The sequence below is a fragment of the Mycobacterium sp. KBS0706 genome (assembly GCF_005938675.2).
GTDB lineage: Bacteria > Pseudomonadota > Alphaproteobacteria > DSM-16000 > Inquilinaceae > Inquilinus.
On sequence record NZ_VCCH02000081.1, the window covers coordinates 26,543 to 36,455 of the forward strand.

Here is a 9,913-nt window from a genome sequence, read left to right on the forward strand (position 1 = left end):
ACCGCGCCGACATGCAGTCGCCGACCCGGCGGGCTACCTCAGCTGAGTGCTATGCGTCTCGGCACGGCCTCCTGCACCTTGTTGAGGGTTAAGGATAGCACACCGTCGGAAAGCGTTGCACTGATCCTGGCCTGGTCGACCTTGCTGGATAGTGCAAACGAACGGGCATAGTGACCGACATTGTATTCTGTATAAACCGGCGCCAGATCCTTGTATTGTGACAGGTCGATCTTAGCTTCGACCCGCAGCACGTTGTTTTCGATATCCACCGTGACGTCCTTTGTCTCGGCGCCTGGGATTTCCATGACGACCGTCAAAGCCTCGTCGGTCTCGTAAATGTCTGTGATGGGAACGTAGTACCGGGCAGGAATGGTCTTTTCCTCCTTCGAGGTGACCTCCTTTTTCTCTTGGACGGTGAGCTCGTGTCCATCGGTCATTGAAGTCTCCCTGGGTTGAATCGAGGTTTCCATCGATATCGACGTCTAGGAGATCGCGATCGAGCGCGGCTTCTCGCGATCAGCGCAAGGCAGCAGTAGTGCAAGCATTCCGTCATGGTATTCGGCCTTGACCGCATCGGGATCGATCTGAAGGGGCAAGGTAACCGCGCGATCGAACCGGCCGGACGACCGCTCGCGACGGTGCACGCTGACTCCTTCGGGATAGGCCAGCGTCTTTGTGCCGGCGATACGGATGGTGTTACCCTTCACCTGGATCTCAAGCGCCGACTTGTGCATCCCCGGTACTTCAGTCAGAACGATGAAGTCATCGTTTTTGCGGAAAATATTGATCGGCGGATAGGCGCCGGCCGCACTTGCGCTGGTCTCGAGCCAATCGCTGCGACGCAACCTTTCCAAGGCTTGCTGCAGCGAGAACAGCGATTCGAACGGATCAGACCGACGGAGTGACATGACGTACCTCCTGGACTGTGGTGGCAGCGGCCCTGGTTCGCGATGGGATGACGCCCCGCTGCGGGCGACGTTTCGCAAATCCCATGTCGGACATGGAACACAATCGATGAGAGGCGGTGCTGTTTCCTTGATCCAGATCAATGGTCAGTGATGTGTCGGCTGAAATGGCTAGGGCCTAGCAGCGAGATGAGAATCCAATCGCTGCCGGAGTGTCGGGGTTGCAACGGCGTGCTGCCTGAGGCTGTGACAATGGTAGGAGCACTACCTGCCGTTGTTGACGGTGGGACAGCCTTGGGTCGAACCGGATCAATCCGGCCAACGTCCGCTCCTCACGAGCCCGGGCCATGTCCTGTGTGGATGGCTCCCGACGGTTGTACACCGCCACGGCCGGCGAAGCCGGCAACATGGTGCAGATCAGGGGGCTTCCCTGCGCGCCGACTCTTCGAACAGCACCACGACCGAACGATCGGCTGCGTGATACCTGCGATCCGACAGGGCGGGTGCCGCCTGCCATGGGACGATGTCATCCGGGGAATCCAGCGCGGTATCGATCCACCTCCGCCACGAGTTCGCGCCGCCATCGAGCGTCGCCGGCAACTCGAATTCCAGCGGCTCCCAATACGCATTGAAGATCAAATGCACGTGAAGCCCTTCGCGTGGCAGGATGGCCTCGAAGGCAAGGCTGTGCGATTGGTCGCCCCAATCCGGCTTGCCGAGCTCCACACCGTGCCAGGTCTTGCTCGCCTGACGGATCATCTGACTCAGGCTGACGCGTCGTCGCTCATGCTCCATATCTCGCTGCGTGCGTCGCGCATTGAGCAGGGTCGCGAACCGGAGCACATCCGCGTGCTTTTCGGCCAGCGTCCAGTCCAACCAGCTGGTCTCGTTATCCTGACAATAGGCATTGTTGTTGCCGCATTGAGTCCGCCGCACTTCGTCGCCCATGAGCATCATAGGCATGCCAATCGACAGTATCGTGATGGTCAGGAAGTTCTTGACCTGCCGATTTCTCAGCTTCTCGACGGCGGGGTCATCGGTGGGTCCTTCGACGCCGCAGTTCCAGCTGCGGTTGTCATTCGCGCCGTCGCGGTTGTCCTCTCCATTCTCCTCGTTGTGCTTCCCGTCGTAGGAGACGAGATCGTTGAGCGTAAAGCCGTCGTGGCATGTCACGAAATTGACGCTCTGCTCGGCTTCGCGCTCCTTGTGCCCATAGATCTCCGGGCTTCCCACGAGCCGGTCCGCCACACGCGCGACCGCACCGGATTCGCCGCGAAAGAAGGAGCGCACATCGTCGCGGAACTTGCCGTTCCATTCCTTCCAAGCGTCTCCGACGAAGCTGCCCACCTGGTAGAGGCCGGCCGCATCCCAGGCCTCGGCAATGAGCTTGGTGCCCGCAAGCGCTGGATCGGATTCGATATCCCACAGGACCGGCGGGTTCGGAAGCGGATTGCCGGAAGGATCTCGCGACAGGATCGACGCCAGGTCGAACCGGAAGCCGTCGACATGCATCTCTTCCACCCAGTATCTGAGGCTATCCACGATCATCCTGCGGACGATCGGATGATTGGCATTGAGAGTGTTGCCGCAGCCGGTGTAGTTGGCGTACTGGGCACGATCGCGCTCAAGGATGTAGTAGGTGGGGTTGTCGAGCCCCCGGAAGCACAGGGTCGGGCCGGAGCGGTGGTCGCCTTCCGCGGTGTGATTGAACACGACGTCGAGGATGACCTCGATGCCTGCGCGGTGAAGCGCCTTCACCATGTCGCGGAACTCGTCCACCGCCCCGAGCGGGTCCCGACGCGAGCTGTATGACTGGTGTGGCGCGAAGAAGGAAACTGGTGCATAGCCCCAGTAGTTGACCTTTCCCGGCGGGCAATCCCGTGCGTCGAACTGGAACACCGGCAGCAGTTCCACCGCCGTGACCCCAAGCCGGTTGAGGTACGGGATCTTCGCGATCAGGCCGGCATAGGTGCCTCGAGCTTTCTCGCCGACGCCGGAACTGGAATGTCGGGTAAAACCTCGCACATGCGTCTCGTAGACGATCGTGCGTGAGGACGGCAGCCGCAGCGGCGCATCGCCTTCCCAGTCATAGGCAGACGGATCGACCACCACGCTCTTCATCGCGATTGCGGCATCGTCGCCGGCCTCGCCGGCGGCCACACGGTCATACCGGTCCGGCACGGCGACAGCACGACCGTACGGGTCGAGCAGTACCTTGGCGCGATCGAACCGCAACCCATTGGCCGGGTCGAACGGGCCATCTGCCCGATAGCCATAGAGCTGGCCGGCTTTCAGGCCGGGGACGAACACGTGCCAGTAGTGATAGGTGCGATTGTCGACGGGGTCGATGCGGACGACCCGCGAGGGCCTCGCGTCGTCGACATGATCGAAGAGAAGCAATTCGATTCCAGTGGAGTGCCTTGAGAAGACGCTGAAGTTGACGCCGTGGGGGACAGGGGTCGCCCCCAAGGCAGAGCAGCTTCCCGCGGCCGGCCTTGCGGCCTGATCCCAGCGCTGCGTCCCTCGTCCGATCTCGAGCGTGGTCATGAGGAGTTCCATCGGTTCGATGGGCCGACCCTGTCGGCCGCGAGGCGAATCCTTGCTCTATCCGCGGGTGCCCTCCCTGGATCGGCGCAGCGGCACTGATCACCAAAAATTTAGGCGGGACAAGCTTCGGATGTTTTGCGTTGGGTCAAATCTGCCAGCCGCGATATCGCATAAGTTATTGCAATTATGTTTCATCTGAGAGTCGCCGGCCGTCCATCGCCTCTCGACATCGCGCTCAAGGGGGAGCCGCCCCTGCCTGGAGCGGCTCGGTGTCCGGAGACTTCATCTGGTCTCGGATCATCCTCGCCGACCTGCGCCCTGGATCAACCGATCCGATCTCGGCAACCCGACCACGCAGCGTCCGGTCGTGGTCCTGATGGACACGAGCGACGGCAGGGTGCGGCGCCTCAGCCCGTTTGAGAACCGGAGGATGACAATGACGAAGAAGGAGTCGGAGGCGCAACGTCTGATCGATGCCCGGGAAAGAAATGTCCCCTGGAGAAGATGGGGGCCTTACCTCAGCGAGCGCCAATGGGGCACCGTGCGCGAGGACTACAGCGAAGACGGGAACGCATGGAATTACTTCTCCCACGACCAGGCGCGGTCCAGAGCCTATCGCTGGGGCGAGGACGGGCTGGCCGGGATCTGCGACGATCACCAACTCCTCTGCTTCGCCCTGGCATTATGGAACGGCAAGGATCCCATCCTGAAGGAGCGGCTGTTTGGCTTGACCAATAGCGAGGGAAACCACGGCGAGGACGTGAAGGAATATTACTTCTATCTCGACAGCACTCCAACCCATTCCTATATGAAATATCTCTACAAATACCCGCAGTTTCCATATCCCTACAGCGATATTGTCGATAAAAATCGGCAGAGGGGGCGTGATCAAACCGAATATGAGCTGATGGACAGTGGCGTATTCAATAATGGCCGATATTTCGACGTGTTTGTCGAATACGCAAAATCGTCCCCTGAGGATCTGCTGATCAAGGTGACCGTCTGCAATCGCGGGGAGGAGGCTGCCTCTCTTCACCTGCTGCCGACGCTTTGGTTCCGTAACACCTGGTCATGGACCAGCGGTAGGTCGAAGCCGGTGCTTCGGTCGCTGGAGGGGCCGGGCGACAGTGTCATCCATGCTCATCACACCGATCCGATGTTTCGGGGGGTTCTCGACGACCATTATCTCTACTGCGACGGGCGGGTTGCCTTGCTGTTCACCGAGAACGAAACCAACAACAAAAGGGTCTTCGGCTCCGCCAATTCCGGTCTCTATGTCAAAGACGGCATCAACGAGTGCATCGTTCACGGGCGGCGGGAGGCGGTGAACCCGGCGGGCACGGGGACGAAAGCCTCCGCCCTCTACGAGATGAGCATCGGCGCCGGCGCTACAGGAACCGTGCGGCTGCGACTGACCACGCAGCCTCCGGAACGCCTCGGCAGGCCATTCGAGGAGTTCGACGCCGTCATGTCGGCAAGGCTTCGGCAGGCGGACGATTTCTACGGCGCGATCACGCCCTCTTCTGTCAAAGCGGATCAGGACCGAGCCAACGTGATGCGGCAAGCGCTGGCAGGCATGCTATGGACCAAGCAGTACTACTACTTCGACGTCGACCGATGGCTTGATGAGCACCATGCCCATCCGCTCGACCCGACAAGCCGTCCCTGGCGGAACCGCGATTGGTTCCACATGGTGAACGACCACATCATCTCGATGCCCGACAAGTGGGAGTACCCATGGTATGCCGCCTGGGATCTGGCGTTCCACACGATCGCGCTGTCCGTGGTGGATCCCGATTTCGCAAAGCAGCAGCTCGATCTGATGCTGACCGGACACTATCTGCATCCCAACGGCCAGATCCCCGCCTATGAGTGGAATTTCAGCGATGTGAATCCGCCGGTGCACGCCTGGGCGACGCTATTCCAGATGCGCACCGAGCAGGCGGAGCGCGGCGAGTTTGATCTGGAGTTCGCGAAATCAGCCTTCAACAAGCTCCTGCTCAACTTCACCTGGTGGGTCAACCGCAAGGACCGGTTCGGCCGCAACCTGTTCGAGGGCGGCTTTCTCGGCCTCGACAATATCGGCGTCTTTGATCGCAGCTCTCCTCTGCCGACCGGTGGTTATCTGGAGCAGGCGGACGGCACTGCCTGGATGGCCTTGTTCTGTCAGAACATGATGGAGATTGCGGTGGAGCTGGCCGGCCACGACCGGACCTACGAAGAGATGTTCGCAAAGTTCGCCGAGCACTTCCTGTGGATTGCCGCGGCCATGAACCGCGCCGGGTCGGATGGAATGTGGGACGAGGAAGATGGTTTCTACTACGACGTCCTGCGCCGGCCTGACGGCAGCACCACGCGGCTCAAGGTGCGGTCGCTGGTGGGGCTGCTGCCACTCTGTGCAACGTCGGTGGCGGAGGCCTGGCAGCGAGAGCGGATACCGAGGGCCGTGGCCATGTTCCACGCTCGCCTTCTGCAGATGCCGGAGGTGCAGCAATGCATCCATCCGACGGGTCCGGGGCACCTTGGCGTCGCCGAGCGAGGAATCATCGCGCTGCTCGGCCCGGAGCGCCTTCGGCGGGTCCTGGGGAGGATGCTCGACGAAAGCGAGTTCCTCAGCCCCTACGGCATTCGATCAATTTCCAAGATTCACGAACATAGCCCCTACATCTTTCCCGCTGGGGGGCAGGATTATCGCGTGGACTACCTCCCCGGCGAATCGAACAGCGGCATGTTCGGTGGCAATTCCAACTGGCGTGGGCCGGTCTGGATGCCGATCAACGCCCTGATCATTCGAGCACTGCTGAATTTCTACTTGTATTACGGAAACGACTTCAAGGTCGAGTGTCCCTCCGGCTCGGGGCGGCAGATGACCCTGTTCGAGGTGGCCAGGGAAATCGCCGAGCGGCTGACCAGGATCTTCCTCCGGGATGCGACAGGGCGGCGGCCGGTCTACGGCACGACGGAGAAGTTCCACTCGGATCCACACTGGCGTGATTGTATTCTGTTCTATGAATATTTCCATGGCGACAACGGGATGGGGCTCGGCGCGAGCCACCAGACCGGATGGACCGGGGTGGTGGCCAAACTGATCCAGATGTTCGGCGCCTTGGATCCGGGGCAGATGCTGGAATGCGGCAAGCGGGCCGGTTTCCAGGCCGTCGATTCGGGCAGCGGATCATCCAGCAGCTGACGCTCAAGGTCGAGATCGCGATCAGGATGAGTGGCCAGTGCCGGACAGTTGAAGTCCCAGCCCGCTGCCGCTCAGGGCGACTCTGGCAAGGAGGCGGCCGACCTCACCATGATTTCAAGGCCCGGAGCATCGGCGTCTTCTTGAAGAGGTGCTCGTCCATACGAACGAGCAGCCCGTCGAGGAGGTCGATTGCAGAGCCCAGCGCAGGACCCTTGTTCAGCATGACGCATTCGGCACGCGCCGCCATGGCGGCATCGGTCATCTCTCCTCGCGACGGCACGCCGTGCCGGACGAGACCCTCCAGCACCTGGGTCGCCCAGATTGCGGCACCGAGGCCGCCTCGCAGATCCAGAGGATCTCCTCCTGCATCTCGGCAAGACGTTCGAAGCCGATCTCGGCAGCGAGGTCGCCGCGGGCGATCATCACGCCGAATGGGCGGCGGCCGCTGGCGGCGGCGATCAGCCGGGGCAGGTTCGTGACGGCCTCGGGCCGCTCGATCTTGGCGACGAGTCCGAGCGGCCGGTCACCGGCGCCGTGGCGCGTAAGCGCATGCTCGAGGAGATCGATGTCCTCGGGACGGCTGACGAAGGAATAGCCGACCATGTCAGCGCATTCGATGACGGTGGCAAGGTCCTGCTCGTCCTTTGCCGTCAGCGGCGACAGGCCGAGGGCCGTGTCGGGGAGGTTGATGCCCTTTTCCGGCCGGAGCCGAACGCCGCCCCCCTTGGTGCGGCTGACGCGGATGACAGCCTCGCCTTTGCCGACATTTTCGACGGAGCCGTCGAGCTTGCCATCATTGTAACGGAACCGGTCGCCGGGCGAGAGGCGGTTCACCATCTCGGGCAGGGAGACGGTCGCGGAGTAGGGGACGTCCTCGGTTACGCGAGGCTCGCCCGCCGCGACCAAGCGAAGCGCGTCGCCCCGCTCCAGCTTCGGCTTCTCCGTCGGAACCAGCACGGCCTCGGTCCGGATCTTGGGGCCGGCAATGTCCATGAGGACAGCCAGACGGCGGCCGAGCGCCTCGCCGGCGCGGCGCACATGGGCGGCCATAGCCCGCCAAGCCACGTTGTCGTCATGTGCGCAGTTGATCCGGGCCACATCCATGCCACGCCGCGCGAGGTCGAGGACGAGCTCGGAACTGCCGGCCGCTTCGCTCGGAAGGGTGACCATGATGCGGCTGCGCCGATGCGCTGGCGGCGGTCCGAACAGGGCATCGGCGGCGTGGGCAAGCCGCGCTTCGCCCGCGAAGAATTCGGTCTCCGTCGGCGCGGGAACCGGGCTCTGCCGACCGGACATGGCCGCGAGGGCGGTGATCACCGCATCCAGGGTCGGGAGGACCCGGCTCTCCAGCCGGCCGAGGGAGGAAAGGCCACGGCACATCAGGCGCCGCTGGATCGGACGGAGGTCGCGATGCCGCAGGGCGAGGTAATGAGAGAGGTTCGCTGCCCCTGCGGCATCCGCTGCCCCGACCGTCTGGAGCGAGGCGGATTCGGCGACGGCCCTGCGCAGGGCGAGAACGTCATCCATGAGGGTATCCGCGGTTGGCGCGGACGAACTGGCAACAGGTTTTGCGATCATCGGCAGCCCGTTCCTCAAGGCTACGGCAGCTCCGGCAAACCGAGACGATAGTCCAGGACCTGTTACCGCAGTTTGACACGGCTCGCGGATTGGCTGGTATAGAGCCGGCGAACCCCATTCCGCTTGATCCAGGTCAAAGCGGCGGGTATCGCACGACTCTATATATTCCCACCTCTCCGCGAAGCATCCGACGCCGGCTCCGCGGGAGTGAGCGCGGCTAGGTTCCCGCCTTCGGAATATCGAGGCCGGCCTTGCGGAGGCCGTCGACAAGGGCGCGAACGATCTCCGGCGCGACGTTGCGGGACTGCAGATCAGCGACAACCCGCTCCCCGTAGCCCGGCTCTGCCTTGAGCAGCAGCTTGACCGCGGCGGCTGCTTCTTCATTGCGGCCCAGCTCGGCGTAGGCCGTCGCGCGGGCGATTTGGGTGAACCGGTTGTCCGGCAGGTCGATCTTCAGGGCCTCGTCCAAGGCAGCCTGATATCGATGGTCCATGTAATGGGCGACGAAGAAGCCGAGGCGGTAGAAAGTCGACTGGCCGGGGTTGCGGGAGAAGGCCTCGGTCAGAAGCGGGAGACCTTCGGCGAACTCTCCCCTGAGGCACAGCCGGCCGCCGAGATCGGCCAGGAGCTCCGGGTTGTTCGGGTCGCGTGCCAGGCCGGCGCGAGCCGCGGCGAAGCTTTGCTCGACATCGCGCCGCAGCCAGAACACCAGATGCAGCGCCTGGTAGCCGAGCGGCGCGTCGGAGTTCAGGGTGACTGCGCGCTGAGCCAGTTCCAGCGCTCGTTCGAGCGGATCGAACGGAAACGGATCGGACTGAACGCCGAAGCGCACGATATCGGCATAGACCAGAGCGAGAGCGGCCCAGGCATCGGCATAGGCAGGGTCCTCGGCGGTCGCCCGCTCGAGGCAGTCACGGGTTGCCGGGCCGGCGGAACTCCCGGTGCGACGCCAGTCAGCGTAGAAGAGCAGCAGGCACTCGTAGGAGCTGAACCGCTCCGGCGGCTTGCCGGTCAATCCCGCGACTCTGTCGTCGTAGATGACACCATAGGGACGTGCCAGGCTGTCGACCACTCGCTGCGCGATCTCCGCCCTGGTGTCGACGATCCGCGCGGGGACGAACGGGCTCTCATAGGGGTGTGACCAGAGATGGCGCCCGGTCCGCCCGTCGATCAGGGACACCAGCAGCCGGATGCGGTCGGGGGTCGTGCTGATGGTTCCCGACAGCACATAGTCGGCGGACAATCGTTGCACCAAGGCCTCGGTCCCGGTCTCGCCGGCGCCCGTGAGGCTGGTGTCGGTGCCGAAGACCTGGAGCTCGCGATAGCGGGTCAGCGCGGCGATGATCTCACGGGTCAGCCCCGGCCCCAGGTGCAGCCGCATGGCCTCGGCGTCGCCTTCCTGCAGCAGGGTGACGACCACGGCGGGCCCATGCGGCCTGGCTGTCTCGGTCCCGGTGGTCAGCCACGCAAGCGCGCCCGTGCGCCACAGGAGGCCCGGCACCAGAAGCGCCACCAGGAGCGCGGTTCCGAACACGCCGAGCCATAGCCGCATCCGGTCGGGCCCGGGCGAGGGATACCGGATCTGGTGCGTGCTTCCGGCAGGAGCATCGGTCTGGGCCGCGGCGTCGAGCGTCTGGCCCGGGGATGACATCGACGAAGTGTCGGCTGGCTGGCTCGTCGCATCCCTGGTCGA

7 protein-coding genes are annotated in these 9,913 nt (G+C 63.2%); 1 reads left to right on the forward strand and 6 read right to left on the reverse strand.

From position 1 onward, the window contains the following. Window positions 1-38: 38 nt before the first annotated feature. The 3 genes from FFK22_RS31615 to glgX form a co-directional block, all read right to left on the reverse strand. The gene (locus tag FFK22_RS31615) at window positions 39-437 is read right to left on the reverse strand and encodes an Hsp20/alpha crystallin family protein (RefSeq protein ID WP_186002747.1); all 399 of its coding nucleotides are present in this window, start codon (window positions 435-437) and stop codon (window positions 39-41) included. Between the two features lie 45 nt (window positions 438-482). After that, complete coding sequence (locus tag FFK22_RS31620; RefSeq protein ID WP_138891838.1) at window positions 483-908, reverse strand: Hsp20/alpha crystallin family protein; 426 nt, start codon at window positions 906-908, stop codon at window positions 483-485. Window positions 909-1,322: 414 nt separating this feature from the next. After that, window positions 1,323-3,452, reverse strand: coding sequence for a glycogen debranching protein GlgX (gene glgX, locus FFK22_RS31625; RefSeq protein WP_138891839.1), 2,130 nt, complete (start codon window positions 3,450-3,452; stop codon window positions 1,323-1,325). 436 nt (window positions 3,453-3,888) lie between these two features. Here glgX and FFK22_RS31630 point away from each other — a divergent pair, with 436 nt between their 5' ends. Further along, complete coding sequence (locus FFK22_RS31630) at window positions 3,889-6,642, forward strand: glucosidase (protein WP_138891840.1); 2,754 nt, start codon at window positions 3,889-3,891, stop codon at window positions 6,640-6,642. A 103-nt stretch (window positions 6,643-6,745) separates the two neighbouring features. Here the strand turns inward: FFK22_RS31630 and FFK22_RS44015 are convergent, their stop codons facing one another. The 3 genes from FFK22_RS44015 to FFK22_RS43335 all read right to left on the reverse strand — a co-directional run. Further along, window positions 6,746-6,904, reverse strand: coding sequence for a hypothetical protein (locus FFK22_RS44015; RefSeq protein WP_221939000.1), 159 nt, complete (start codon window positions 6,902-6,904; stop codon window positions 6,746-6,748). Beyond that, on the reverse strand, window positions 6,901-8,169 hold the full coding sequence (locus FFK22_RS31635) for a pyruvate kinase (RefSeq protein ID WP_221939001.1): 1,269 nt from the start codon (window positions 8,167-8,169) through the stop codon (window positions 6,901-6,903). The genes FFK22_RS44015 and FFK22_RS31635 overlap by 4 nt, the downstream gene beginning before the upstream one ends. Before the next feature lie 268 nt (window positions 8,170-8,437). Then, window positions 8,438-9,913 (reverse strand): hypothetical protein (locus tag FFK22_RS43335; RefSeq protein WP_186002748.1); only part of this gene is annotated, 1,476 nt, incomplete at its 5' end.

Bases quoted from the DNA above. Each gene is read 5' to 3' on its own strand.
- FFK22_RS31615 (WP_186002747.1), bottom strand. From the start codon at position 437: ATGACCGATGGACACGAGCTCACCGTCCAAGAGAAAAAGGAGGTCACC.
- FFK22_RS31620 (WP_138891838.1), bottom strand. From the start codon at position 908: ATGTCACTCCGTCGGTCTGATCCGTTCGAATCGCTGTTCTCGCTGCAG.
- glgX (WP_138891839.1), bottom strand. From the start codon at position 3,452: ATGACCACGCTCGAGATCGGACGAGGGACGCAGCGCTGGGATCAGGCC.
- FFK22_RS31630 (WP_138891840.1), top strand. From the start codon at position 3,889: ATGACGAAGAAGGAGTCGGAGGCGCAACGTCTGATCGATGCCCGGGAA.
- FFK22_RS44015 (WP_221939000.1), bottom strand. From the start codon at position 6,904: ATGACCGATGCCGCCATGGCGGCGCGTGCCGAATGCGTCATGCTGAAC.
- FFK22_RS31635 (WP_221939001.1), bottom strand. From the start codon at position 8,169: ATGGATGACGTTCTCGCCCTGCGCAGGGCCGTCGCCGAATCCGCCTCG.